The following is a 24,066-nucleotide window of genomic DNA, read 5'->3' as shown; positions in this document are numbered from 1 at the left end:
GGGCATCCCGCTCGGAATTGAGCAGGCCTTCCTGCAGCAGATGCAGAACACCGCCCTAATCTACGCCGGTCTTGGCCTGGCTTCCATGGCGCTGCTTGGCGTCTTGCTGACGCTGGGCCTGATCCAGCGCTGGGGCTCGGTGTTCCCCCGTTGGATCCCCTTCCTGGGTGGACGAGGTGTCCCGGTCCTGTTGGCTGTCATTCCGGCCGGCTTTGTATCCCTCATCGCGATTCCCGCCGGGGCCGAGATGATTCGGGTGTTCACCATACGCGGCGCGGGCGGCATCCCGATCGACTGGGCCAACTGGGCGACGATCGGCCCGACCCTCCTGTGGATTCCTTGGGGTGTGCTGCTCGGCGCCGCGACACTGGCCTATTACCTCAAACACCGCGGCTCCTGCCGCCGGTGCGGGGTCAACGGATGACGGCCGGCAGCCGATGGCCGAGAATGAGCCCATGACAGAAACGGGCCGAGGGCCCTCACAACGGGCAGGGCGGATCTTCAGGCACTTCGTGTTCATGATGATCGGCGCCCTGCTCGCTGTGCCGTACATCGTTGTCTTCATCTGGGCCACTCAACTAGCCGCCGTAAGCCCGGCCAACGCTGCCGTGGCATTTACAGTGCTGGTCCTGCTGCTCGCCGTGCCCGCCGCGCTCTCCGCTACCCGAGCGTTAGAGCGGACCGCCGTCGGTGAACTACTGGCGGTCAAACTGGCCGAACCTGCCGGTCCCGTGACCCGGCAACGCCGCCTCAGGGGCGCGGTTTGGTACCTCGTTCATCTCATGGCCGGTGGCCTCACCCTGGTGGCTATTGCGTTCGCGGCCCCGCTGGTCATCAGCGTGGTAATCCTGCCGCTGCTCGGCAACGCGAACTCCGCCAACGAACTCGCTGCCGCAGTTGTCCCCTTTACCGACGGCACGACGGCGGCGCTATGGTCGCTTGGCCTGGGCACCGGAGTCATCATTTTCACCATATTGACCGCCCTCGCGTTGCCACATTGGGCCACGCTTCTACTGGGCCCCTCTCCCGCAGAGCGTCGGGTACTAGACGAAGAGCAGGCGAGGTTGGAAGCCAAACGGAACGAGCTTGCCCGCGAACTCCACGACTCGGTGGGCCATGCCTTGACCGTGACCACGCTCCAGGCGACGGCCGCCGAAGCCTTGATGGGCCGTGATCCCGATGAGGCAGCGCGGGCTATGCGCGCCGTAGCCGACACTGGCCGAAGCGCGCTGGCCGAACTCGATCGAGTGATCGGCATTTTGCGGGCGCCCGGAGTTCCAGCCGAAAATCCCGCGGGACTTCGGCAATTGCCCGGTTATTTGGACCACATGGAAGACCAAGGCCTGCAAGTGAAACGCGAGTTCGAGACCCAGACGCTGGAGCAAGTGCCGGCAGCAGCATCGGCGCCCGCATTCAGGATCCTGCAGGAGGGGCTTACGAACGCGCTCAAATACGCTTCACCGCGGGAGGCGGTACTTCACATCGAACTCAATGGCCAGCGCCTGCAGATCCAACTCGTGAATCCAGTAGTGCAGTCCGCGACTGCACGGAGGGCCAGTGGCCGCGGCATCGCGGGCATGCAGGAGCGGGCCAGGCTGGCCGGGGGCAGCGCCCGGTCCCAGCTAGCCCAGGGCCGCTGGACCTTGTCCGTGGACATTCCATTGCAGGAGCGAGCCTGGTGAACCAGCCCATCCGCGTATTACTGGTTGACGATGAGCCTTTGGTCCGCTCCGGTCTTGCCGCCATTCTCGGTACACACGCAGACATCGAAGTCGTCGGTGAAGCCTCCGATGGGACGGACGTATGGCAGGAGACGCGGCGACTGCAGCCCGATCTGGTGATGATGGACGTGCGGATGCCGCAAATGGATGGGATCGAAGCGACTGCTCAGTTGATGGCCCTCGGAGTCGATCGCCCCAAGATCCTGATCCTGACCACCTTCGAAAGCGACGACTACGTATACCAAGCGCTGAAAGCCGGCGCCGACGGCTTTCTGCTCAAACGAGCCCGGCCGGAACAACTCCTTCACACCGTGCGTGCGGTAGCCGCTGGCGACTCCATCGTTTTCCCGGCCAAGCTTCGCGAGCTGGTCGCAGCCCACGGCAACAAGTCCCGCGACCGCGTTGCTGCTGCCGGCCTCAGTATCCGTGAGGCGGAGGTCCTCCGTCACTTGGCCAGGGGATACAACAATCTGGAGATTGCGCAGGCGATGTTTCTCGGCACCGAGACCATCAAGACCCACATCGGGTCGATCCTCTCCAAGCTCCGGGTCCGCGACCGCACGCAAGCCGTTATCGCGGCCTATGAATCCGACTTCATGCGGCCAGGCGCCTGACTCTCCGTCTTGGATCGAGGGTGCTGGGGGCTCCGCAACGCTCGGTTTTAGACGTCGGCGAAGTATTTGCCGGCGGCGATGAGCAATAAACCGCCGACGGCGACGACCACGGTCCCGGTCAAGAGACTGGCAGCCACTGTTGCCACTCCAGAAACCATCACCCAGCGGCCCAGCCCGCGCCGCTTGGGCTGGGGCTTTTCGGGCACCGGTGCCGCCTGCTGGACGACGAGCGGAAGTGACAAAGTGATCACCGCGCCTGCCCCGCCCTGCGGTTCAGCCTCGCTTGGATGCCGGGTCCCAATAGGCCACGGCCTGCCCGGCATCGACAGCATCCGGGCCAATACCGGATTCTCGGCGGCAAGATGCCGTTCAATTCTTGCTAGTTCACGCTGTTCTGCGTCAGAAAGTTTCATCGTTGGTGCCGGCCCAATCTGATACGGACGCGGGCACCTGCGTGTGGCTGTTCATGGGAATCTCCCGGTGGGGCAACTGCTAAGGGCCTTTAGAGTATGAAAATCAAAGCCCGCATAACAGTCGGTTTCAAAGTGTTACGCGGAGAGCCGGCGCAGCATGACTTCCGGGCCATTTCCACTGCGGACGCCGCCGTAATGCCCGTGGCAAGGCGCGCGTATACGCAGAGGTCAGCCACCGGTAAACACAGGGAGAAGCCGCGGGTTACGCCGGTCCTGAGCGGCCGGCAGGGTTAGTGGGCCCGCACCCAACCGAGCTTCCTGGGACCAGCCGAGCTCCGCCGTCGTTGGGGGTAGTCAGGTGGCTGGGCCGTGGCTACGCTGGCTCAGAGGCACAACCTCACGGAGGAATCCAGATGGGCTTTGACCAGTATCACGAACCCGCCCAAGAGCTCTCCGCCGAGACGCGGACGTTTGCTCGCATGTGCGCCAACCTCACAGAGGAAGCCGAGGCCATCGGCTGGTACGAGCAACGGATGTCGCTGGAAAAGGATCCGGAATCGGTCGCCATCATGGAGGATTCCTTGGCCGAGGAGTTCAAGCATTTCAGCATGGACCTGGAGTTCCTGCTGCGGCGAAAGCCGAAATGGCGCCAAATTGCCAGGGGGACGTTGTTCCAAGACGGCGACATTGTGGCCAACGGCGGTGCCGCGGAGGCGGCCGCCGCAGCCGGATCGAGCGCCGAAGCGCCGGCCGAAGATTCCGGCTCCGCGCCGGGGCGCCCTGATTCGTCGCTGGGGATCGGCAGCCTCCGGGAGGACTTCTCATGACCGCTAACCACCTGCTGCGCGAGCATGCCCCGATTTCCGACGGCGGGTGGAAGCTGTTGGACCAGGAAGCCCGGGAGCGGCTCACCGTGGCATTGGGTGCCCGCAAGATGGTCGATTTCGCAGGACCCTATGGCTGGGAGTATTCCGCCACGAATTTAGGACGCACGGAACGGGTGACCGGGCCGGCGCCGGCCGACGGCGTGTCGGCGCGACGGCGCGGGGTGCTGCCGTTGGTTGAGGTCCGGGCCCCGTTCAAGGTTTCCCGCATGGAATTACTCGATCATGATCGAGGAGCGGCCGATGTGGACCTCACCGATCTGGATGAGGCGGCACTCCAAATTGCCATCGCGGAGAACTCAGCCGTCTTCCACGGGTGGAAGCAGGTGGGCATCACCGGCGTCACCAGCGCCACTCCGCACGCACCCATTCCGCGCGTACCGGACTTCAACGACTACCCCAAGCGCGTGGCCAAGGCTGTCTCGGCGCTGCTGCAGGTAGGCATCGGCGGCCCGTTCGGGCTGGCGCTAGGCCCCGGACACTACACCGCCGTGGTCGAGGCGACGGAGCGCGGCGGATATCTGCTGTCGGAGCACCTGCGCAAGCTGCTGGGCGGCCCGATTATCTGGGCACCCGGGGTCCGCGGGGCGATAGTGATGAGTCTGCGCGGCGGGGACTTTCTGTTCGAATCTGGCCAGGACCTGTCGGTCGGCTACAACCGGCACGACGAAGAGTTCGTTTACCTGTACATCGAGCAGTCGTTCAGTTTCCGGGTGGCCACTCCGGAGGCCGCGATCCATCTGACCGGCAGCGACGGGTAGGCAGGCGGAAGTCTACGACAGAGGCCCCTGCGTGGCGGCGCGGACTGGACAGCTCATGAGGACACCGCTGAGCAAAACAGTGCGACGTCCAGCCGGGCGGTCCTGCCCAAGGTGAGCACCGCCGTCGTACTTCCGGACGTACTGGGCGCTGGCGTTGGCAGGTTTCCGTGCCTAAGTTGGAGAGAGACCGCAACGGAAGGAAGCATATGTCCCGCATTGCCATTATTGGCGGCCACGGCAAGGTCGCACTGCACCTCTCCCGCATCCTCACCGGCCAGGGCCACGAGGTCAGTTCGATGATCCGCAATCCCGATCATTCCGGCGATGTCCGGGACGCTGGCGCCACGCCGGTGATTGCCGACGTCGAGACCGCGTCCGCCGTGGAGTTGGCCGATCAGCTGCGCGGGCATGACGCCGTTGTTTGGTCGGCCGGCGCCGGCGGGGGCAATCCGGAACGCACCTATGCAGTGGATCGCGACGCGGCCATCCGGTCGATGGATGCCGCGGCCGCGGCCGGCGTACAGCGATACATCATGGTGTCATATCTGGGCGCAGGCAAGGATCATGGGGTTCCGGAAGACAATTCGTTCTTCCCCTACGCCGAGGCGAAGGCGGCCGCGGACGAGCACCTGAAGTCAACGTCGCTGGACTGGACGATCCTTGGTCCCGGAGCGCTGACGCTGGAACCGGCGACCGGGAAGATCCAGGCCGGACCGGGCACGCCCGGCGGCCAAGTGAGCCGGGAGGACGTGGCGATGGTCGCGGCGGAGGTACTGGCCGATCCGTCCACCGCCGGCAAAGTGATCGAATTCATCAACGGAAGCACGCCGATTCCCCAGGCCGTCCGCGACATCTGAGGCGCGCGGCCCCGGCAAACCGTTGCCCCGGATTAACAACAGAACCCCGCGCTGCCATCAGCGCGGGGTTCGGAATTATGAGATTTAGCCTTCGCAGTCGCGGCAGTACTTCTCGCCGTTCTTTTCGCGGGCTACCTGGCTGCGGTGGCGGACCAGGAAGCAGGAGGAGCAGGTGAATTCGTCCTCACGGGGAGGAACAACCTGCACTACCAGTTCTTCGCCGGAGAGATCAGCACCAGGAAGGTCAATGCCCTCGGCGGTGTCCGAATCCTCGACGTCGATTAGCGCGGTCTTCGCACCACCGGAGCGCTGGGCCTGAAGGGCTTCGAGCGACTCATTGTTGTTGTCGTCGTCCTTGTTGCGCGGTGCGTCGTAATCGGTTGCCATGGGGGGTTTAGAACTCCTGATGCTCTAGTTTGTTTTGACCTATCTGCGAGCGCCCATCATAGCCGCTCATCCAGACATTTCAACATCGATTCCACAACGTCTCGCGCAGGGCGATAATTCCCGTCCGTCGGGAACCGCCGCAGCACGCCTTAAGGCGGAAACGACTGTGGGCAAGGCCACCACCCCGAGCCGTTGCAGTCGGAGGGGTTTCCGCAGAACGGGTGGACGTGCGCGCGGCACCGGTCGGAGGGTTTCCGCGGAACGGGAGGAGGTGCGCGGCACCGGTCGGAGAGGTCCGCAGAACGGGAGGAGGTGCGCGCGGCACCAGTCGGAGAGGTCCGCAGACCTGTCAGAGGCTGACCAGGTCGCCGACGCCGGCCACGGTTGCCACCGCCCCGGCCCAGCACGCCAGGATAACCAGCGCGAATCCGGCCAGCCAGAACGCGGAGGGAATCCCCGTCCGCTTGGCGATGATGAACGCGTCCGAGTTGGCCAACTGGTGGCGGCGCCGGGTGTGGACGCTCAACAGGTTCAACCAGTCCCGCACGGCACCTACCAGCAATGCGACGCCAATGGCCAGAGTGAGATGGCCCAGAAACTCCGCGGGCGCAAACCAGACCAACAGTTGGGAGGCGACCGCCAGCCCCACGGCGATCACGATGCCCTCAAGATTCCGGATGAACAGCAGCGTGGCCAGCAGCAGGAGCGCGCTCACCGACAGCGCCGCGCCGGACCAACCGGTGAAGGCGGCCCACACCAGCACCGCACCCACCAGCGCGGGCACCGGGTAGCCCCAGAACCCTGCCCACGCGGCCGAGGCCCGGCCCGCCCCACGGCTGATCATGGCGCCGGATTGGTCGAACCGCAGATGGATTCCGCGGACCAGGCGACCAGTGGTCAGCGCCGCGAAAGCGTGCCCAAGCTCATGGACCGCTGTGACAAACAACCCGAAGTACCGCCAACTGCCGCGTGGAACCGACAGCACCAACGCAACAGCAAGGATCAGCACCAGTTCCAGGATTCCGGTCTCGAGCGGTTCACCGCGCGTGAACCCGTCGGTGATCCTGCGCCACCATTCGGCGGCGAACTGCTGCAGCATTTTCCCTCGTCTCAGCCGTGACTACGCGATATAACTAGACCACATTCCTCCACTCCGGAAAGCAAACATGGACAAGCTGGATTTCAAGAAAGACCAGAAGGAGCTCTACTCCCCCGGCAAGGATTTCCGCTTGGTCACCGTCCCGCCGATGCAGTTCCTGGAGGCGGACGGCCACGGCAACCCGAACTCGTCCGAGTGGTACGGCCAGGTGATCGACGCCCTGTATTCCGTCTCGTACACGTTGAAGTTCGCCAGCAAGAAGGAGCTCGGCCGCGACTATGTGGTCGGCCCGCTGGAAGGCTTGTGGTGGGCCAAGGACATGTCCGCCTTCACGCGCCGCGCCAAGGACGAGTGGTCCTGGACGATGATGATCCGCCAACCCAACTGGCTGGGAGCCGACCAGATCAAAGACGCCATGCAGCAGGCCGCGGCCAAGAAAGAACTTCCGGCCGTGGACTCGCTCCGGTTCGGATCGCTGGATGAAGGGCTGAGCGTTCAGGTCATGCACGTGGGACCGTACGACGACGAAGGACCCGTGCTGGCCCGGCTGCACGATGATTACCTGCCGGCAAACAAGCTGGAACCGGCGGGCCGCCACCACGAGATCTACCTCAGCGACCCCCGGAAGACCGAGCCAGCCAAGCTTAAGACCATCCTGCGCCAGCCGGTCCGCAGGGCTTGATCAGCTTCGCCAATCCGCCTGCGCGGCCCTTCCGCTCGAGGAGGCCATACCCGGTGAGCACCGCTGCCTCCACCCGAAAGTTGACACTTCAACATTATTTCTGTCAAGATTTAGTTGAAGCGTCAACCTACTGATGCTTATCGCTCGTTCTAGACGGCCGAGTTCCCCTGACCATCGAAACGGTGACAACATCATGACCAATTCAGCTTTGATTACTACCGCCCGTACCGTCCTCCGCGTTATCTTGGGCTTCCTCTTCGCAGCCCACGGCTGGCAGAAGTTCAACGAATGGACCATTGCCGGCACCCAGGCCGCCTTCGGCCAGATGGGCATCCCGGCCGCCGACATGGCTGCCCCGGTCGTCGCCGCACTGGAACTGGGCGGCGGCATCGCCCTGATCCTCGGCGTCCTGACCCGAGTGGTCGCCGCCCTGCTGGCACTGGACATGATCGGCGCCCTGGTACTGGTTCACGCTTCCGCCGGCGTCTTCGTCGATGGCGGCGGCTACGAACTGGTGCTGCTGCTCGGCGCTGCCGCGCTGGCTCTGGCACTCGTCGGCCCCGGCCGGATCTCGGTTGACCGCGCCATCTTCGGCAACACCAAGCTCGCGGCCATGGCCTAATCTCAGCCACGCAGCAACCGCAACGGGCAGGCGCAGCCGCAAGGCCGCACCGGCCCGTTGTGCTGTCCCCGGAGACCAAGGCGGCCATCCCGCCGCCCATGTCGCCGCAGGCGAATGCCGCAGGCGAATGCCGCAGGCCGATGCCGCAGGCCGATGCCGCAGGCCGATGCCGACCGCCGTGGGGCCGCGGTCTAGGCGGCCATCAGAATGGACGACGGCGGCGCCCCGGCTTGGGCGCCCCGGTCCGGCTCCGAGACGGCACCCGATTCTGGGCCGGGGGCCGGTTCCGAGCCGATGCCGAGGTCCAATCGAGCCGATCTCGACGAACCCGGCGGCACGGTTCGGGTCAGATCCAGTACCGGCCTGCGTTCGGCCGCGGCCAGTTCACGGTGCGCCACTGCCAGGAAAGCAGCCAGTCCGGAGCCCAGCGAAGCGCAGACTGCGGCGAGGATCTCCGAGGAGGCTTCTTTGCGGCCGCGCTCAATCTCCGACAGGTATTGAATGGACACCCCGGCGCGGCTGGCAACGTCGCCGAGCGTGCGTCGCTGGCGGCGGCGTTCCCGGCGCAGCACGGTCCCGTAGACGTCACGGAGCAGCGGCGCCGGTCCCGAAGCGGGATAGCGGTGAAGCTTTTGAAGTTCGAGCACGGTGGAACTCCCTCCTGGCTGGTTCCATCGTAGGAAGCTGCGGCACCGGCGTCAGCATGCTCTGCTGACGGCAGAAAAGCATCCAAACATGCAGTTCCACGGCAAATTCGACGTTTGAGGTCGATCAGCAGGAGGCCTCCCTTGTAGGGTGACGGCATGGCACCTCTACGACCCATCGGATTTTGGCTGAAGCTCGTTGACCGCCTGATCGACGAACAGTTCATCGAGACCATGGAAGAACACGGCATCACGCGCCGGCAGTGGCAGCTGATGAACCTTTTGGCGGACAAACCCTCCACCGCCGATGAGCTGACCGAGGCCCTGGGCCCGTTCATCCCGGAGACGGAAGACGAAGGGCCGCAGGCCCCGGTGGAAGAACTGGTGGAAAGCGGTTGGGTCAGTTCCGTGGACGGGCACTACGCCCTGACCGACACCGGCCGCGCCAGCCTGTCCTCGCTCGGCGACGTGGTTGACCGCACACGGGCCGTCATAGCCAAGGGCATCAGCGACGACGAGTACGCGGCCACCCTGGACGTCCTGGAACGCATCGCCCGCAATCTCGGCTGGGACGGATAGCAGCCATGGCAACGCCGGCCCAGCTGCGGAAAAGCGCGCTGGCCCTGCCGGAAACTTCCGAGGCCGTGCGCTCCGGTAAGGCCGCTTTCTCCGTCCGGAAGCAGGAGTTTGCGACGCTGGGCCAGGACGGCCTGCTCCACCTACCTCTGAGCGACGACGACGCCGATGCCGCCTTGGCTGCCCACCCGGCGGCCGAGCGGTGGGCACCCAAGGGAACACCCACGGGCGTGCAGCTGCCCTTGGCCAAGATCAACGGCAAGGACCTCAACTGGCTGCTCCGCCGCTCCTGGCTGGTTTGCGCTCCGAAACGGCTGGCAATGCAACTTGAAGCCGCCGATTCCGGCACCACGCCTCACACGTTGCCAGCGGTCGGCGGCCCGGCCACCCGGGCCCTGCTCTCCGCGGGCATAACCGACTTGGACACGGTGGCCCGCCACAGCCAGGCCGAACTGCTGGCGCTGCACGGCGTCGGTCCCAAAGCCGTGCGGATCCTGACGGAAGCACTCGCTGCCTCCGGGCAGTCGTTGCAAGCGGACGGATAGCCAGCGCGACAGGGCGGAGGGCAGCACGGATGTGCAGGTTGTTCGGACTCCATGCGGGCGGACACCGGGTCCATGCCACCTTCTGGCTGCTGGGTGCCCCTGACAGCCTGTCCGAGCAGGGCAGGCGCCAGCCCGATGGAGCAGGCATCGGCATCTTCACGTCGCTCGGCGCGCCGATTGTCAGCCGGCAAGCAGAATCGGCCTGGCACGGGCGGACGTTTGAACTCGCCGCGCGCGACTTCACCTCGACCACCTTTTTGGCCCACGTGCGGTATTCGTCGGGCAGCAAGGACTCGGTTGCCAACACCCACCCCTTCGAGCAGGACGGCCGGTTGTTCGCTCACAACGGAGTCTGCCGCGGCCTGGAGCTGCTGGATGAACGGCTGCAGCGGCTCGGTGCCGCGTCCCTGGTGCGAGGCCAGACTGATAGCGAACGGATCTTCGCGCTGATAACGGCCGAAACACGCCGCAGCCACGGCGATGTGGCCAGGGGCATCACCGCCGCGCTGGGCTGGATCATCGACGCCCTGCCGCTGTACAGCCTCAACATGGTCATCACGACGCCGGACCACCTGTGGGCGCTCCGCTATCCGGACACCAACGAGCTGTACATCCTGGAGCGGACGCCCGGCGATCCTGCCGGCCAAGAACAGCTCGATGCCCGAAGCAGCCGCATCCGCGCGCACTTTCCCGACCTAGCCCGGTACCCGAGCGTGGTTATTGCCAGCGAAGTCATGGACAGCGAAACCGGCTGGCGGCTGATGGGACCGGGCGAAATGGTCTGCGTCGGACCGGACCTGATCGTCGAGTCGAGCAAGCCGTTCCCATCCAGCCCCGCGTTCCCGCTGGCACTGCCCGATCTTGGCCGGCATGCCGTCAGCCAACGACCCGACTGAAGCTAGCCGACGTTTTGAACCAGGCCAAGCGGCCGGGCACGCGGAGCCCTACTCACGCCAGACGGTCGGTGCGCGGCGATCCGCAGCCGGCCCACCGCCGTCGTTGTTTCAGCGGAAGTTGGGCTCGCCCAGATAAGGTTCCAGGATCTTCCGCTGCCGGTCGCTCAGGCGCAGCAGTCGGCCGGAGTCGGTATGGAAGAACGCCAGCGTGGTCTCGGCCAGCACGCACTGCTCGGCGGTGACCGGGTCCATGATCATGTACGCGATGGTCAGGCTGGCGCCCTTGATCGCGCTGATCCAGACCTCCACGTGGGCCGGGATGTTGCGGTAGTTCAGCGGCCGGACGTATTTGACCCGGTGCTCGGCCACCAGCGCCTGGGTGGATGCGGGCAGGTCGGAGAAGACCGGCAGGTCCACCTCGAGACCGGGTCCTCCGGTCCCGGCCGGCGGGCCGAACGCGTGGATGCGCGCTTCCTCCAAGATCCGCAGGATCTCTACGTTGTTGATGTGACCGTAGGCATCCATGTCGCCCCAACGCATCGGAACGTTACAGGACAGTCGCTGGGCGGAAGGTGTCTCGGTCATGGCCCGATTTACTTTACCGGCCGTTTACGTTGTGGAAACTGTTTGGCATTCCGGATCCGGGACCCTATAGTAGGAGGGCGCCGCAGAGTGTGATGCGCAACACAAGTCTCATGATGAATACATACGAAACAGAAAATACAGCCAGCGAGGCACCGGGATTCGACGTTTGGGTGGACGTCGAACTCCATGTCGATACCCAACTGGGCCTCATTCAGTTCTGCCTCGAAGGCGAGCGCGTCCTGGGGTGGTCCGACAATATTGCCGCCATCGCGGCGGCGATGGCGGACTCCGTCGGCACCGCCCAGTGGTGCGAAAAATACTCCAAACTCCTGGTGCCGAGTTCCCGCAAGGGTGCGGGAAACCGCTTTTTCACCGTGACGAGGATGGACCCAGAGCACGACGACGGGGACCGCCCGGCGGCGTAACCGTGCACTGCCCAAAGGCCGCGGCCGGTTGGCGCGGGCTCGCTCTCTTGCCGACGCTTGGTATGAACGCGCCCGGGCCGACATGACCGTCATGAACGCTGCCCTGCCGCGGACATGACTACCATGAAGCCGTGCCTACTTCATCGCCTTCGCCCCGCCCGGAACGCGGCAAGTTCGCCGCCAAGCTGCTCCGCGGCGGCACCGAACCCGATCCGCGGTTCACGCTGGCCAACGAGCGCACGTTCCTCGCCTGGATCCGCACCTCGCTGGCCCTGGTGGCCGGAGGCATCGCGGTGGAGGCCTTCACCACCGACATTTTTGATCCGGCGATCCGCACCACCATCGCCGTCGTCCTCTTGGTGCTGGCGATGGCGATCGGCTGCGGTTCCTTCTTCCGCTGGCTGAACATTGAACGGTCCATGCGGCACAAGACTCCCCTGCCGCTTCCGCTGATCGCCCCGATCCTGGCCATTGGCGGCGGCGTGGTGGCCGCGCTGCTGCTGGTCTTTGTCCTGCTGCGCCTGACGTGATGCGACGCGCCCGCCCCCTGCCCGAGCCGGGACATCACGACGCCGGCCTGCAGCCCGAGCGCACCTCGCTGGCGTGGAGCCGGACAACCCTGGCCATGATCGTGGCGACGGCCATGTTCCTGCGCTGGTTTCCGGCATACGGCTGGTTCACCGGAACGCTCGTGGCCGTGTCGCTGTGCACGGCCATGGGCATCTACATCACCCAGCAGTTGCGCTACCGCCGGGCGGTCTCCGGCATCGCCCACGAAAGGATCCACGCCGATGCCGCCGCGGCCGCCTGGGTCGCCGGCAGCGTAGTGGTGCTGGGCGCGCTCGGCCTCTTCGCCGTCCTGTTCCTGGCCTTGGACTAAGCTGCTACGACGGCGGCGCGCCACTGCGGCGGGCGGTCGTGGGTGCGCAAGGCTGGCGCGGACGGGCGTGGGCGCGCAAGGCTGGCGCGGCCGGTCGTGGGGCGGCGAGAGTCAGGACTGTGACAGTGCGTCGCGGTAGACCCAGCGGCCGTCCTCGCAAACGAACGTACTCTTTTCCTGCTGCGCATGTTCCTGGCCGCCCTCGCGGTAGGTAGCGCGGAATTCCACCGTGCCGGCCCGGTCCGATTCACCGCCGCGCCTGGTCCTCAGGATCTGCAGGCCGGTCCATGCCAGCGCGGAATCCAACTCAAGGCCCGCCGGCCGCGTTTCCGGATGCCACGTCCGCAGCAGATAGTCGACGTCGCCCGCCACAAACGCGGTGTAACGCGAGCGCATCAGGGCTTCCGCCGTCGGGGCCTCGGCGTCGCCGCGGTGGAACGGCCGGCAGCATTGGCCATAGGTGTGGCCGCTCCCGCAGGGACAGGGCATATCGATGGGCACGGTCTTCATTCAGGCACCTCCGCGGTCTTCACGCAGCAGGGACTGCACGGCGTCGGCGCCACCTCGTTGACGCCCGCCCCGCTCGTACCGCACGTCCAGGCTCCGCTCGTCACGTTCAGTGGGCCAGCTGCAGGGCCGAAGCGTAGATGTCAGGCAGGTTGTCGTTCCGGCCGGCCTCGCGCCGGGTCACCCACACTTCGAAGGCGACGCGGACCACTGCCGCGCAGGTCTCGAACGCCAGCCGGATCTGCAGATCGCTGATGCCGTCGCGGCCAAATCTGTCCATCAGGGCATCCACCAGCCCGGTGGTCCGGGTGGCATTGTGCTTGAGCAGGGCCGCCCTCAGCAGCGGCTCCTTCCGGATGAGCTGGTTGACCAGCAGCATGCTTCGGGCCTGCGGCGCATCGTTGTCCGCATACCCCTGCATCACCTGCTGGTAGACGCGCTCCAGCTCTTCGCGCGGATTGCCGGAGGGGTCGATGGCCAGCAGACCGACCTCAAGGGCGGCGTCGAAATCCTGATGCGCCGGCAGCGCGGCTTCTTCCTTGCTGGTGAAGTACCGGAAGAACGTGCGCTGGGAGATCCCGGCGGCGTTGGCAATGCCGTCCACGGTGGTGGCATCAACGCCGTATTCCTGGAACAGGCGCAGCGCGGCCTGGCTGATTTCCGCCCGGGTCTGGCGCCGCCGTCGCTCCCTTAATCCGGGTGCAGCAGCAGGGAGCTCAGCCGTGGAAGGGCCGGGCACATCGGTTCTGGAAGCGTCGCTGAACGACGATTTCTGTGGCATAGCAGCTTCCAAGATACCCCAATATTTGAGTATTCGCTGCCAATGTGGCAGTATCTGCCATAATGGCATGAAAGGGCATCAATGAACATTAAAGTTGGCGACACCCTCGTCTACCCCCCGCACGGCGCCGTCACCGTGACCGATCTCCGCACCCGTCCGTTCAAGGACTGCCAGACCAAGTTCGTGCAGTTCCGCGCGCATCATGACGGACTGATGATCGAACTGCCGCTGGGCAACGCGGAAACGGTCGGCGTACGCAAGGCCATCAGCAAGAAGGGCGTGAAGGAGGTCTTCGCGATCCTCAAGGCGAAGGTGCCCGAGGACCAGGAGAACTGGTCGCGCCGCTTCAAGGCCAATCAGGAAAAGATCAACAGCGGCGACATCTACAAGGTCAGCGAAGTGGTCCGCGATCTCTCGCTGCGGGCGCTCGGCCGCGGCTCCTCTGCCGGTGAAAAGCACCAGCTCGAGCAGGCCATGCGGATCCTGTGCTCCGAGATTGCGCTGGCCGAAAAGACCGACAACGAATCGGCCCGCGACATGATCGAAGCCGTCTTCGGCCCGGTCGACGCCACGGTCTAACCACTCACTATTCAACAGGCGGCCTTCTCAGCTCTGAGAAGGCCGCCTGTTGAATATTCGATTCCGGGCCACACGGCGCCGCAGTTCGCAATGAACTGGGGGCCATGCCCGCAGCCCTGCCGCCGGCGCGGCGGTGCTACAGGATGCCCAGCTGCTGGAGCTGGTTCGCCAGACCCTTCCCGTCCGGGGCGTAAATCCAGGGGATGCTGCGCGCCGGACCGCTGGGACGGTCCTGTGAACGGCCGCCGGCCAGCACCGCTTCACTGACGGAGAGCTGCCGGATGGCGATGGCCGCCACATGCCCCGGATAGCGCAGCGCGAAGCCGGCGTAGATGGCTTCGTCGTGCTGTCCGTCGTCGCCGATCAGCAGCCACTTGATGTCCGGGAACTCCTCGGCCAGCCGCCGCAGCTGGTCCACCTTGTGGCCCTGGCCGCTGCGGAACCAACGGTCCTTGGTGGGGCCCCAGTCGGTGAGCAGCAACGCGCCGTCCGGATACAGGTTTCGGGAAAGGAACCTGGTCAATGTCTGCGCAACATTCCACGCGCCGGTGGACAGGTACAGCACGGGGCTGCCCGGATGTTCACGCGTGACCCGTTCCAGCATCACGGCCATGCCCGGCGTGGGGTTGCGCGCATGCTCATCCAACACAAAGGTGTTCCAGGCCGCCAGCAGCGGACGCGGCAGCGCCGTGACCATCACCGTGTCATCGACGTCGGAGACCACGCCGAAGCGCTCCCCCGGCGGCACCACATACACAGAGGCTCCCACCGGCTCGGAGTCCTCGCAGCGCAGCGTGACGGTATGCCAGCCGGGCTCCAGATCCACTGACACTTTCGCATCCACCACGCCGCCGCGGTCGGCCACCACATGATGTTCGACGCCGGCGGCTGAGATGGTCACCCGCGCATTGGCCACCGGCGGGCTGATGAAGTTCCGCCAGCCGCGGATGCCGTCGGCCACCAGTTTGGAGGGCATCCGGCCGTTGTCGAAGGCGCCGGGCCGGGCCATGACCACCCGGCCGAGCACACGGATCCAGCCGGCCGTACCGTAGCCGGTAAACGGCATCACGGTAGCCACATAGCCGCGCCGGCGTGCCCGCCGTTCCCGGTACGCCTGCCACCGGTCTTCAACGCGCATGCCGATGTGGGCTGCCTTCTCCTGGAGATCGTCGCCGTTGCCAGTCCTGAATGCCATGGTCCAAGTCTGTCATGGGCTGCGGCCCGGCCCTCCATCTTTGGCGCTTGCGGCCCAGAGGACGGGCCGTGGGGTCTTGTCCGCGCCGAAGTGAACCTGAAGACTGGTCCCATGACCTTTGCAGCGCGGCATATCAGCATTGCCATCAACCGCCCCGTTGGGGAGGTCTACGAGTTCGCCGGCAACCCGGAGAACCTGCCGAGGTGGGCCGCCGGCCTCAGCTCCTCCATCGGCGTGGTCGACGACGACTGGGTCGCGGAAACGGCCGCGGGACCGGTGCGGGTGAAGTTTGCCGAACGCAATGAGTTCGGCGTGCTGGACCACTTTGTCATCACCGCGTCCGGCGAGTCGATCTACAACCCGCTGCGGGTGCTCGGCAACGGCGACGGCGCCGAAGTGGTTTTTACGCTGTTCCGCCGCGCCGGCATGGATGAGTCGAGCTTCGAGGCCGATGCGGCCGCCGTGGACCAGGACCTGCATACGCTCAAGCGGCTGCTCGAGGCCTGAGCCGGCCCACCGCCGTCGCGCTCCACAGGTCCACCAGCGCCGCCGCGCCGACGCACCCAAGCCGGCCGCCGTCGTCGTGATTTTTCCCTGCCGGAGTGCGCAAACGGACGTACACTGAAAGCGCTGGTTCCGACGTCAGATACGCCCTACCAACGGCCGAGTTGCACCTCGACAAAGTTTCGAAACTCATTGTTTGGGAGGAGAAATGACAACCGCTTCACCGCATGCCGGTCACGCCCACGTTTCCCGCGGGAATGTGCGTAACGCCGCGATGACTTCGGGAATTGTTCTCTTTGTAATCGGTGTCCTGGGCTTCATCCCCGGCATCACTATGGCCTACGGAGAGATGGCCTTCGCCGGCGGCTCCGAAGCCAAGTTGCTCAACGTGTTCCAAGTGTCCGTGTTGCTCAACATCATCTACCTGGTGGTAGGCGTGGTGGGCTACATCATGAGCCGCACCGCCAGTGGCGCCCGGGAATTCCTGATGGGAGCAGGCATCCTGTACCTGGCGATGTGGCTGTACGGCCTGATCGTCGGACCCGGCGAGTATGGGGCCAACTTCCTGTCCGCCAACACAGCCACCAACTGGCTGCACTTCGTCCTCGGCGCGGTCATGCTGGCCCTGGGGATCACCTACATGATGCGCCGCGGGGACGAGGCACACGAAACAACATAATCGCTGCCTGCCCCCCGCCGGAGCCTCCGGCAGGACGGTTAGCGCGCGGACCCCAGTCGGCAATGACTGGGGTTCGCTGGCGTCCGGGCCCATCGGATACTAACCGCGTGATGATCATGATCGCCTGCGGCTTGCTGCTGGCCGCCGGCCTGGCTGCGGTGGCCCTATGCGGCGGGGAGCGCTTCCGGCTCCCGACGGATAACAACGACGGCGGCACCCGCCTGGGCGGCACAGGTCCCGTCCCGTACCACCGCCGCTTTTCCGCGAACGACGGCGGCGCCCTGCTGGTGCACGTTGCGCGCCGGGTGCTGTGGTGGGCGAACGTGCTGCTGGTCGGCGGCGGAGTGGCCGGACTGTGCATGGCCGGCGCCGGCGGACGGCTGGTGATGCGCCTGCTGGCGGTGACATCGCCGGAAGACGATGGCAGGCTCACCGACGCCGGGGAGACGATCGGCGAAATCAGTCTGGAAGGAACCTCCGGCTTCATCGTGTTCGGCGTCGCCATCGGCTGCGCGACGGCGCTGCTTTACGGCCTGGTGCGCTGGTGGCTGCCCGCCGGTTGGATCGGCGGAGCTGCCTTCGGACTGCTGTTGCTGCTGGGGCTCAGCACGGTATTCGGGCCGCTGGAGCCGGACAGCCGGGACTTCGGTGTGGTGGGCCCGGCCTGGCTGTCGATCGCCGCGTTCTCCGCGCTGGCTATTGCCCACGGCATGCTGGTTGCGACGGCCAGCAGCTGGCTGTCCCGGCGCGTGCCTTTGCTGCAATCGGCGAAAGATGTGCGGTGGTACCTTCCGCTGGTGCTGGTGCTGGTTCTGCTGGGCGCTGGCGCGGGAGTTGTCGTGGCATGGATGGTTGCCGCCGTCGTCGTGAGCTGGGCGGTGGCGGCCCTCAGGCTGAAAGTGTTGCGGGGTCGGCGGCGTGGAGCGGATGTGGTGCCCGGGGCACCGGGCCCGCCGAGCGGGCCAGGCAGGCTAGGCGGGCCGGGCGGGCCAGGCAGGCTAGGCGGGCCGGGCGGGCCGGAACCGATGCCAGGTGAGCCCGAACTGTCGGGGGTGGCACCGGGTGGCGCGTCGGCACAGGCCGGGGCGCGCGCAGAGCCCGGATCGACGGCATGGACTGGGACCGCGGCACAGCCGGGAGCGCCGGCGCTCAGTGCCGAGCCCGGGACGGGACAGGGGCCCCTGCAGGGACGCGGGGTGCTCGTCGGCGGACGGATTGCTTTGGCTGCGCTGGCCGTGGCTTGGTTGCCCGGTTTTCTGACCTCGATGGCCGCCATTGTGGCGGCCGGCAGCCCGTAGCCGGCCAGCTTAAAGCGAATCGCTCCGCCGGATGAGGATACGGCGGAGCGATTCGGTCAGCAGGCTGGCTTAGACAGCTGCGGCCTGCGGGGTGCGGATGGTGGCGAAGCCCTGGGCCCAGGGAATGAGCTGGTCGATCATCGGGGCAAGCGTTCCGGCGTTCTGCTCGGTCGGCTTGAAATCGGCGAAGTTCTCGAAATCGGTGAACAGCGAGAACATCACCTGGTTGCGGACCACGGCCATCTGCAGCTCGGCCAGGAGGTTGCGCAGGTGTTCGGCAGCGCGGACGCCACCCATCGAACCGTAGGACACGATGCCGGCGGCCTTGTTGTTGAATTCCGCGTTCAGGTAGGAAAGCGCGTTGGCCAGTGCCGACGAGACGGTGTGGTTGTATTCGTTGGCCACGAAGACGTAGCCGTCGAACTCGGCGATCTTGGCCGACCAGGCCTTGGTGTGATCGCCCTGGTAGTTCTGGTAGGCGGCGGGGTACGCCTCATCCAGCAGCGGAAGGTTGAAGTCGGCGATGTCGACCACCTCGAAGGTGGCGTCGGTCCGGCCGGCCAGTTCAGCGGCCACCCACGCGGCCACCGAGTCGTTGACCCGTCCGGGACGGGTGCTTCCGGTGACGATGGCGATCTTGGGGAGGCCGGCGACGGCTGCTGCCGGGGCCGAAGCAACCGGGGCCGTCGAGGCAGCAGCGCTGACCGTTGCCTTCTCTTGGGGTTCGGCAGCTGCCGGCGCGGGGTTGGCGGCAGACCGGCGGGCGCTGGACTTGCTGAAAAGATTCTTAAACCAGGACATGGCAGCCTTCGATAGATTGCTTGACGTTTCAACAATCTTAGCGCCGCAAAGAATGACATGTCAACAAATGGTGGTAGTGGAGCACTGCACCTTGGCGGGGTGCGGACGCGAACGTCACCGCGGGCCGCCGGCGGCGGATCGATCACCGTGCGAACGGGCACCGCCGGAGGCCGCACTCGCTACACCGACCACAGGCCAGCGGGCACCGCCGAAGGCCGCACTCGCCGGGTCGATCACGGGGCCAGCGAACTTCCCGGCGGGCGGACATGTTCGAAGATGACGGTGGTGTTGGTCCCGGCCACCTCCGGGCGGACGCTGAGGTTGTTGGCCACCAGATCGCGCAGCGCAGCGGAGTCCGGCACCGCCACATGGATCAGGAAATCGCGGTCTCCGGTGACAAAGAAGATCCCCTCCACCGCAGGCAGTCCCGCCAGGTAGTCCTTGAATTCGGTCAGATTTGACCGGGCATGGGCCTGCAGCCGGATGGAAATCAGCGCCTGCAGACCGCGCCCCACCGCAGCAGGATCGACGTCGGCATGGAAGCCCCGAATCACCCCCCGCTCGCGCAGGGATCGGATCCGGCTCAAGCAGGTCGACGGAGCAATGCCTGCGGCCGCCGCGATCGCATTATTGGGGGTCCGGGCATCGTTCTGGAGCAGCTCGACGATCAACCGGTCTATGCGGTCCAATCCGGACCCTGCTGGAGCCCCGTAAGGGCGTCGAACATCATTCGATTCCACCATGTGACAGCCACCACTTCCTGAACTTTAGGTTAGCAATACCCAGTCTCGCAGAATCTTCTCCAGATCACTTGAGATACAGCTAAACATTGTTCACGATGGTGCCGAAAGCAGATACAACCCGAGGAGCACCCATGTACTCGCGCGCACACACCCCGAGCACCGCCGTCGTCGTTGGCGCCGGCATGGTGGGACTGGCCACCGCTTGGCACTTGCAGGAACGCGGCGTGGAAGTGACCATCCTGGACAGGTCCGGCGTCGCCGCCGGTGCTTCCTGGGGCAATGCCGGCTGGCTGACGCCGGGCATGGCCATGCCGTTGTCGGACCCGAGCCTCTGGACCTATGGTCCGAAGGCTCTGGTTGACCCCGCGGCGCCGCTGCACGTTCCCGCCCGGATGGACCCGCAGTTGTGGCAGTTCCTGGCCCGCTTCGCGCTGCATGGCACGCAGAAGGCGTGGGACCGGACCATGGCCGCGCTGACCCCGATCGACAAGATGGCGCTGGAGAGCTTCGACGAGCTGACGGACAACGGCGTCGAATCCTGGACGCGGAAGGGCCCTTTCATCGTCGGCTTTGAGGATGAGAAGGAGAGCCGGCATTTTGTCCACGAGCTTGCCAACGTGGAGAAGGCCGGCCAGTCCGCTCCGTTGACCCGGCTGGACGACGCCCAGATGAAGGTGCCGCAGCTGTCCGCCGCCGTCTCCACGGTGTTCGAACTGGAGGGCCAGCGCTTCCTTGAGCCCGGCCCCTTTGTTGAGGCCCTTGCCGCAGCGGTGGTGGAACGGGGCGGGAAGATCATCCCCGGCGCGGAGGTCCGCTCGCTGCGCCACGGCCACACCGGGATCTCGGTGGAGACCTACGCCCAGGAGCCGTTCCACGCCGACGTCGTGGTGCTGGCCACCGGGGCCTGGCTTCCCGAGCTGGCCAAGCCGCTGGGCGTGCGCACCATGGTGCAGGCCGGCCGGGGCTACTCCTTCAGCGTGGCCACCGACCAGCCGGCCGAGTTCCCCATTTACTTCCCCGCCCGCCGGGTGGCCTGCACCCCCTACCAGGGGCGGCTGCGCATCGCCGGAACCATGGAGTTCCGCGGCCCGGACGAGCCGCTGCAGACCGGGCGGATCGACGCCATTCTGGCCTCGGTCCGGCCGCTGTTCACCAACATGGATCTGGAGCATCTCGAGGACATCTGGGTGGGGCCGCGCCCGGTCACCCCGGACGGGCTGCCGCTGGTCGGCGCCACCCGCTCCCCCGGCGTCTACGTTGCCGGCGGCCACGGGATGTGGGGCATTGTGCTGGGCCCGGCCACCGGCAAGCTGCTGGCCGAGCAAATAGTCACCGGTCGCGTGCCGGACGAGATCCGGCCGTTCGACCCGCTGCGCTGACGGGAGGGCGCGGGCATCCAATACGCGGCTGACAGCCGGCCCGCCGCGGGTCTATCATGGTCGGCATTCGGGCCGCGGTACGGCCCGAGGAAGGGTGGCTGTCATGGAATCGCTCACCGTGCCGGATCTGGATGCGAGGACGCTGGAAGGACTCCGCATCCTCGCCGATTCGCACCACCGCACACCCGAGGCCGAAGCCCGGGCCATCTTGGTCCAGGTGGTCCGGGGGCTGGGCGAAGCCGATGATCTCCTGGCGTCGATGGTCGGCGGCGACGAAACAGAAAACCTCGGGCACCGCCGGACCAGCCTGCAGTAATCACGGGGCCGGCAGGCGAGGCCTGGTGCGCTGGTACCTATGCGGCACCGCTTCCGTGCCACCCGCGCACTGCGGGGCGCACCGCCGTCGTCGTTTTAAACAGTGCTGCCCCGCACCAAACAGGCACGGGGCAGCAAATAGTGTCCGAAATCAGCCGCCGAAGGCCGGCGCGATGGCGGTCCACAGCTGGCGCACGCCCAGGATGATGAACAACAGCGCACAGATGCCCAGCGCAATGTTCGTGTGGAGCCGGTTGGCCCACTCCTTCGGGATGCGCTTGCCGTTGAGCAGACCCAGCAAGGTCACTGCCAGGAACGGCATGAACAGGGATCCCAGCGCACCATAGAGCAGGATCAGCGCGATCGGCTTGCCCAGGGCGAACAGGATCATCGGCGGGAAGGTCAGCCAGAGCACGTAGAACTTGAAGTACTTGCCGCCCACGCGGGTGTCCGGGTGTCCGGACTCCTTCTTGCGCATGTTGCCCCAGAAGTCGGCGAACATCAGGGACACGCCGTTCCAGACGCCGATGATGGAGGAGAACGATGCCGCCCAGAAGCCGACCAGGAAGCCGGTGCCGACCACGTCTCCGTACTCGACCTTCAGCACTTCGTAGAGGTCCAGCAGGCCCTCGTCGCCCGCGCTCAGCGAAACGCCTGCGGTACGGACTACCTCGGCGCCGACAATCAGCATGGCAACCACGAAGATGCCGGTCATGACGTAGGCGACGGAGTTGTCGATCCGCATGACGCGCATCCACTTGGGGGTGATCCAGCCCTTCTCACGCAGCCAGTAGCCGTAGGCCGCCAGGGTGATGGTGCCGCCGACGCCGCCGGCCAGCGCCAAGGTGTAGAACATCGCACCCTCTTCCTGCGGGATCATCGGCACCAGGCCGCCGATCATCTCCGGAATGTTGGGCACGGCAATGACGGCCAGGCCGACCACGGTGACGAACATCAGCCCGACGAAGAAGGCGGTGATCTTCTCGAACATGGCGTACTTGCCGAACCACACCATGACAAAACCGGCCAGGCCCATCAGGATGGCCCAGGCCCACAGCGGCAGCACCGGGAACACCGCGGCCAACGGCAGCGCCGCCGATGACATCGCGGTGGCACCGTAAACGAAGCCCCAGATCATGATGTACGGACCGAAGTACCAGGTGGTCCAGCGGCCCAGCGAGCGCCAGCCCTCGAAGATCGTCTTGCCGGTCGCCAGCGAGAATCGCCCGGCGCCTTCAACCAGGATGATCTTCAGGATGACACCGACGATCACCGCCCAGAACAGGCCGTAGCCGTAACGGGACCCCGCCACCAGAGTGGCGACCATGTCCGCGGCACCGACGCCGGTGGCCGCAACAACGAGGCCGGGACCGACGATCTTCCATTTGGCGGGCGCCCCGCCGTCGTTGTCAACGCGTACAGCGGGATCCACCGCACCCGTGATGTTGTTCTCAGTGGCCATGAGCCATGTATTCCTTACCGTGATGGAGCTTGTCCGCAGAAAACGGGCGGCACGAGTGCCGCCCGTCACCGGACCCCGTTTAGTTTCTCACGCGTTCCGAACGCCCGGTCAGTAAAGCACCGAAGGGGCCACAAGGGGAACCGTTGGACGCCGGGAAGGCTCCGTTGAGCGGAAAATAGCGGCGCTACTGTGGCTTTTCGCACATCCGCTTTCCCTCCGTCATACGGGCCGGGCGCGGCCACCGGCGATATCCACCGGCGCCATCCGCCAGCACTATCCGTCGGCGCACTCCAGTTGGGGCTATCAGCCGGGGTTCATCAGCCGGGGTTAATCCGCCGGGGTTCATCCGCCGGGGTTCATCCGCCGGCGGCAGACTTCCACGGGTCGCATGCCTCAACCGACAGCCGCCGGTAGCCTTCGGCGTTGCCGGACACCACGGTCAGGCAATGCTTGACGGCCGTCGCGGCAATCAGCGACTCCACGGCCGGCACATCCTGGATGGCCAGCGGCGCCCAAGCCTCCGCCACCTGCTGGTCCACCGGAAGGATGTACGCGGCGAACCGGTCGGTCAGCTCGGCCAGCCAGCTGTCCGCCTGCCCGGCCAGGGCGCTGTCCTGAGTGCTGAGCGCGTGCAGCTCCCCCAGCGTCAGCGCTGAAATGTAGACGCGGGAGCGGCGGCGCCGCTGCAGGAACTCCACGACGGCGGGGTCTGGGTTCTCGCGCCTGAGTTCGGCGACCACGTCGGTGTCCAACAGCAGCCCGCGGGCACGCCGCGGCCCGGTGGTCTCAGCGGCTGTCGGCGCGGGACCGGCCGCCGATGGTGTTGATTCGGTCCTGCTGGTCATCGGGCCGCGACGGCGCGCTGCTGCCCGCGGGTTTGCACCGCCGCATCCAGTAAGAAATCCACAAAGGCTTCCCTTGCTGCGGAGATCTGCTCGTAGTCGGCCAGACTCAAGACCTGGAGTTGCGGGGATTCAAGGGTTTCCATGGCAGCCGGCGCCGGGCGCCGCGTCCTTTCGGGTGCTCTTGCCCGCACCGGTAGCCAGTGGCTGATGCAGGCCGCTTCGTCATCCGAACCACCCAACGAGCGTGGGGTTGGTATGTGGCCAAAGTCGGAGCTTGGCGGCCACAATTCTTGAAGCTAGGGCTACTTTAGCTGGTCCGGGCGCCGGCTGTGAGAGATCGTGGTCACATCGCGTAACAGGGCACCGTAACGTTTCATCTTGGAGCGG

At 65.9% G+C, this 24,066-nt stretch carries 33 protein-coding genes and 1 riboswitch; of the genes, 20 read left to right on the top strand and 13 right to left on the bottom strand.

The genetic code is table 11. The annotated features are described in order from the left end of the window. Positions 1-40: 40 nt before the first annotated feature. From ACWF5H_RS08925 to ACWF5H_RS08915, 3 genes are read left to right on the top strand one after another with little or no spacing between them, the layout of a single operon-like run. Positions 41-424 (top strand): hypothetical protein, encoded by a 384-nt coding sequence (locus ACWF5H_RS08925; protein ID WP_452036276.1) that lies wholly within the window; start codon positions 41-43, stop codon positions 422-424. A gap of 31 nt (positions 425-455) precedes the next feature. After that, positions 456-1,682: a histidine kinase gene (locus tag ACWF5H_RS08920; RefSeq protein WP_452036275.1), complete on the top strand. Its 1,227-nt coding sequence runs from the start codon at positions 456-458 to the stop codon at positions 1,680-1,682. Further along, positions 1,679-2,335, top strand: coding sequence for a response regulator (locus ACWF5H_RS08915; protein WP_452036274.1), 657 nt, complete (start codon positions 1,679-1,681; stop codon positions 2,333-2,335). Before ACWF5H_RS08920 ends, ACWF5H_RS08915 begins: the two co-directional genes overlap by 4 nt. A 47-nt stretch (positions 2,336-2,382) precedes the next feature. Here ACWF5H_RS08915 and ACWF5H_RS08910 read toward each other — a convergent pair whose 3' ends face one another. Next, on the bottom strand, positions 2,383-2,748 hold the full coding sequence (locus ACWF5H_RS08910) for a DUF3040 domain-containing protein (RefSeq protein ID WP_452036272.1): 366 nt from the start codon (positions 2,746-2,748) through the stop codon (positions 2,383-2,385). Positions 2,749-3,161: 413 nt separating this feature from the next. On the opposite strand from ACWF5H_RS08910, the gene ACWF5H_RS08905 reads away from it, so the two are divergent. The 3 genes from ACWF5H_RS08905 (at position 3,162) to ACWF5H_RS08895 (ending at position 5,250) form a co-directional block, all read left to right on the top strand. Further along, positions 3,162-3,575: a ferritin family protein gene (locus tag ACWF5H_RS08905; RefSeq protein WP_452036270.1), complete on the top strand. Its 414-nt coding sequence runs from the start codon at positions 3,162-3,164 to the stop codon at positions 3,573-3,575. Continuing rightward, positions 3,572-4,393: a family 1 encapsulin nanocompartment shell protein gene (locus tag ACWF5H_RS08900; protein WP_364646099.1), complete on the top strand. Its 822-nt coding sequence runs from the start codon at positions 3,572-3,574 to the stop codon at positions 4,391-4,393. The genes ACWF5H_RS08905 and ACWF5H_RS08900 overlap by 4 nt, the downstream gene beginning before the upstream one ends. Before the next feature lie 206 nt (positions 4,394-4,599). Then, positions 4,600-5,250: an SDR family oxidoreductase gene (locus ACWF5H_RS08895; protein WP_452036268.1), complete on the top strand. Its 651-nt coding sequence runs from the start codon at positions 4,600-4,602 to the stop codon at positions 5,248-5,250. 84 nt (positions 5,251-5,334) lie between these two features. Here ACWF5H_RS08895 and ACWF5H_RS08890 read toward each other — a convergent pair whose 3' ends face one another. Continuing rightward, positions 5,335-5,637, bottom strand: a complete 303-nt coding sequence (locus ACWF5H_RS08890) for a DUF4193 domain-containing protein (protein WP_127513562.1) — start codon at positions 5,635-5,637, stop codon at positions 5,335-5,337. A 349-nt stretch (positions 5,638-5,986) separates the two neighbouring features. Further along, complete coding sequence (locus ACWF5H_RS08885) at positions 5,987-6,736, bottom strand: M50 family metallopeptidase (protein ID WP_452036266.1); 750 nt, start codon at positions 6,734-6,736, stop codon at positions 5,987-5,989. Between the two features lie 67 nt (positions 6,737-6,803). Between ACWF5H_RS08885 and ACWF5H_RS08880 the strand changes: the two genes are divergently transcribed. Further along, on the top strand, positions 6,804-7,418 hold the full coding sequence (locus ACWF5H_RS08880) for a GyrI-like domain-containing protein (protein WP_452036265.1): 615 nt from the start codon (positions 6,804-6,806) through the stop codon (positions 7,416-7,418). 193 nt (positions 7,419-7,611) lie between these two features. Next, positions 7,612-8,040, top strand: coding sequence for a DoxX family protein (locus ACWF5H_RS08875; RefSeq protein ID WP_452036264.1), 429 nt, complete (start codon positions 7,612-7,614; stop codon positions 8,038-8,040). A 191-nt stretch (positions 8,041-8,231) separates the two neighbouring features. On the opposite strand, the gene ACWF5H_RS08870 is transcribed toward ACWF5H_RS08875, so the two are convergent. Beyond that, a complete protein-coding gene (locus tag ACWF5H_RS08870; RefSeq protein ID WP_452036263.1) occupies positions 8,232-8,687 on the bottom strand; it encodes a helix-turn-helix domain-containing protein in 456 nt (151 codons plus the stop codon). Between the two features lie 156 nt (positions 8,688-8,843). On the opposite strand from ACWF5H_RS08870, the gene ACWF5H_RS08865 reads away from it, so the two are divergent. Genes ACWF5H_RS08865 through ACWF5H_RS08855 form a run of 3 tightly spaced genes read left to right on the top strand, consistent with a single transcriptional unit; the run spans position 8,844 to position 10,701 of the window. Next, the gene (locus ACWF5H_RS08865; RefSeq protein WP_364646081.1) at positions 8,844-9,263 is read left to right on the top strand and encodes a MarR family winged helix-turn-helix transcriptional regulator; all 420 of its coding nucleotides are present in this window, start codon (positions 8,844-8,846) and stop codon (positions 9,261-9,263) included. A gap of 5 nt (positions 9,264-9,268) precedes the next feature. Further along, entirely contained in the window at positions 9,269-9,805 is a 537-nt protein-coding gene (locus ACWF5H_RS08860; RefSeq protein ID WP_452036262.1) for a hypothetical protein, read from the top strand. 29 nt (positions 9,806-9,834) lie between these two features. Next, positions 9,835-10,701, top strand: a complete 867-nt coding sequence (locus ACWF5H_RS08855; protein WP_452036261.1) for a class II glutamine amidotransferase — start codon at positions 9,835-9,837, stop codon at positions 10,699-10,701. A 108-nt stretch (positions 10,702-10,809) separates the two neighbouring features. Here the strand turns inward: ACWF5H_RS08855 and ACWF5H_RS08850 are convergent, their stop codons facing one another. Continuing rightward, positions 10,810-11,286, bottom strand: coding sequence for an acyl-CoA thioesterase (locus tag ACWF5H_RS08850; protein ID WP_452036260.1), 477 nt, complete (start codon positions 11,284-11,286; stop codon positions 10,810-10,812). Positions 11,287-11,396: 110 nt separating this feature from the next. Here ACWF5H_RS08850 and ACWF5H_RS08845 point away from each other — a divergent pair, with 110 nt between their 5' ends. The 3 genes from ACWF5H_RS08845 (at position 11,397) to ACWF5H_RS08835 (ending at position 12,591) form a co-directional block, all read left to right on the top strand. Then, the gene (locus ACWF5H_RS08845) at positions 11,397-11,711 is read left to right on the top strand and encodes a hypothetical protein (protein WP_452036259.1); all 315 of its coding nucleotides are present in this window, start codon (positions 11,397-11,399) and stop codon (positions 11,709-11,711) included. 131 nt (positions 11,712-11,842) lie between these two features. Further along, entirely contained in the window at positions 11,843-12,241 is a 399-nt protein-coding gene (locus ACWF5H_RS08840) for a YidH family protein (RefSeq protein WP_241913553.1), read from the top strand. Continuing rightward, positions 12,241-12,591: a DUF202 domain-containing protein gene (locus ACWF5H_RS08835; protein ID WP_452036258.1), complete on the top strand. Its 351-nt coding sequence runs from the start codon at positions 12,241-12,243 to the stop codon at positions 12,589-12,591. Before ACWF5H_RS08840 ends, ACWF5H_RS08835 begins: the two co-directional genes overlap by 1 nt. A 111-nt stretch (positions 12,592-12,702) precedes the next feature. On the opposite strand, the gene ACWF5H_RS08830 is transcribed toward ACWF5H_RS08835, so the two are convergent. Both ACWF5H_RS08830 and ACWF5H_RS08825 read right to left on the bottom strand, forming a co-directional pair. Beyond that, the gene (locus ACWF5H_RS08830; protein WP_452036257.1) at positions 12,703-13,101 is read right to left on the bottom strand and encodes a YchJ family protein; all 399 of its coding nucleotides are present in this window, start codon (positions 13,099-13,101) and stop codon (positions 12,703-12,705) included. Positions 13,102-13,207: 106 nt separating this feature from the next. Further along, the gene (locus tag ACWF5H_RS08825; RefSeq protein ID WP_452036255.1) at positions 13,208-13,879 is read right to left on the bottom strand and encodes a TetR family transcriptional regulator; all 672 of its coding nucleotides are present in this window, start codon (positions 13,877-13,879) and stop codon (positions 13,208-13,210) included. Between the two features lie 81 nt (positions 13,880-13,960). Here ACWF5H_RS08825 and ACWF5H_RS08820 point away from each other — a divergent pair, with 81 nt between their 5' ends. Next, the gene (locus ACWF5H_RS08820) at positions 13,961-14,458 is read left to right on the top strand and encodes a CarD family transcriptional regulator (protein WP_452036254.1); all 498 of its coding nucleotides are present in this window, start codon (positions 13,961-13,963) and stop codon (positions 14,456-14,458) included. A gap of 136 nt (positions 14,459-14,594) precedes the next feature. Here the strand turns inward: ACWF5H_RS08820 and ACWF5H_RS08815 are convergent, their stop codons facing one another. After that, positions 14,595-15,653 carry an App1 family protein gene (locus ACWF5H_RS08815; RefSeq protein ID WP_364646058.1) on the bottom strand — a complete coding sequence of 353 codons (1,059 nt, stop codon included), beginning with the start codon at positions 15,651-15,653 and terminating at the stop codon, positions 14,595-14,597. Positions 15,654-15,764: 111 nt separating this feature from the next. On the opposite strand from ACWF5H_RS08815, the gene ACWF5H_RS08810 reads away from it, so the two are divergent. The 3 genes from ACWF5H_RS08810 to ACWF5H_RS08800 all read left to right on the top strand — a co-directional run bounded on the left by ACWF5H_RS08810 (position 15,765) and on the right by ACWF5H_RS08800 (position 18,134). After that, positions 15,765-16,160, top strand: coding sequence for an SRPBCC family protein (locus ACWF5H_RS08810; protein WP_452036253.1), 396 nt, complete (start codon positions 15,765-15,767; stop codon positions 16,158-16,160). A 205-nt stretch (positions 16,161-16,365) separates the two neighbouring features. After that, a complete protein-coding gene (locus ACWF5H_RS08805) occupies positions 16,366-16,836 on the top strand; it encodes a DUF4383 domain-containing protein (protein ID WP_452036252.1) in 471 nt (156 codons plus the stop codon). A 107-nt stretch (positions 16,837-16,943) separates the two neighbouring features. Then, positions 16,944-18,134, top strand: a complete 1,191-nt coding sequence (locus tag ACWF5H_RS08800) for a hypothetical protein (RefSeq protein ID WP_452036250.1) — start codon at positions 16,944-16,946, stop codon at positions 18,132-18,134. A gap of 69 nt (positions 18,135-18,203) precedes the next feature. Here ACWF5H_RS08800 and ACWF5H_RS08795 read toward each other — a convergent pair whose 3' ends face one another. Further along, positions 18,204-18,935: an NADPH-dependent FMN reductase gene (locus ACWF5H_RS08795; protein ID WP_452036248.1), complete on the bottom strand. Its 732-nt coding sequence runs from the start codon at positions 18,933-18,935 to the stop codon at positions 18,204-18,206. A gap of 233 nt (positions 18,936-19,168) precedes the next feature. Further along, the gene (locus ACWF5H_RS08790) at positions 19,169-19,624 is read right to left on the bottom strand and encodes an Lrp/AsnC family transcriptional regulator (RefSeq protein ID WP_452036246.1); all 456 of its coding nucleotides are present in this window, start codon (positions 19,622-19,624) and stop codon (positions 19,169-19,171) included. A gap of 185 nt (positions 19,625-19,809) precedes the next feature. On the opposite strand from ACWF5H_RS08790, the gene ACWF5H_RS08785 reads away from it, so the two are divergent. Both ACWF5H_RS08785 and ACWF5H_RS08780 read left to right on the top strand, forming a co-directional pair. Next, entirely contained in the window at positions 19,810-21,057 is a 1,248-nt protein-coding gene (locus ACWF5H_RS08785) for an NAD(P)/FAD-dependent oxidoreductase (protein ID WP_452036244.1), read from the top strand. 103 nt (positions 21,058-21,160) lie between these two features. Further along, positions 21,161-21,373 carry a FitA-like ribbon-helix-helix domain-containing protein gene (locus ACWF5H_RS08780; protein WP_452036243.1) on the top strand — a complete coding sequence of 71 codons (213 nt, stop codon included), beginning with the start codon at positions 21,161-21,163 and terminating at the stop codon, positions 21,371-21,373. Positions 21,374-21,523: 150 nt separating this feature from the next. On the opposite strand, the gene ACWF5H_RS08775 is transcribed toward ACWF5H_RS08780, so the two are convergent. From ACWF5H_RS08775 to ACWF5H_RS08765, 3 genes are all read right to left on the bottom strand, one after another. Beyond that, complete coding sequence (locus ACWF5H_RS08775) at positions 21,524-22,834, bottom strand: Nramp family divalent metal transporter (RefSeq protein WP_452036241.1); 1,311 nt, start codon at positions 22,832-22,834, stop codon at positions 21,524-21,526. A 356-nt stretch (positions 22,835-23,190) separates the two neighbouring features. Beyond that, complete coding sequence (locus ACWF5H_RS08770; protein ID WP_452036240.1) at positions 23,191-23,679, bottom strand: PIN domain-containing protein; 489 nt, start codon at positions 23,677-23,679, stop codon at positions 23,191-23,193. Continuing rightward, on the bottom strand, positions 23,676-23,822 hold the full coding sequence (locus ACWF5H_RS08765) for a hypothetical protein (RefSeq protein WP_452036238.1): 147 nt from the start codon (positions 23,820-23,822) through the stop codon (positions 23,676-23,678). The genes ACWF5H_RS08770 and ACWF5H_RS08765 overlap by 4 nt, the downstream gene beginning before the upstream one ends. A gap of 29 nt (positions 23,823-23,851) precedes the next feature. Further along, positions 23,852-23,975: riboswitch (SAM riboswitch) on the bottom strand. Positions 23,976-24,066 lie beyond the last annotated feature (91 nt).

The organism is Arthrobacter sp. NPDC055138, assembly GCF_053607305.1.
This window is presented reverse-complemented; position numbering and strand designations above follow the sequence as displayed.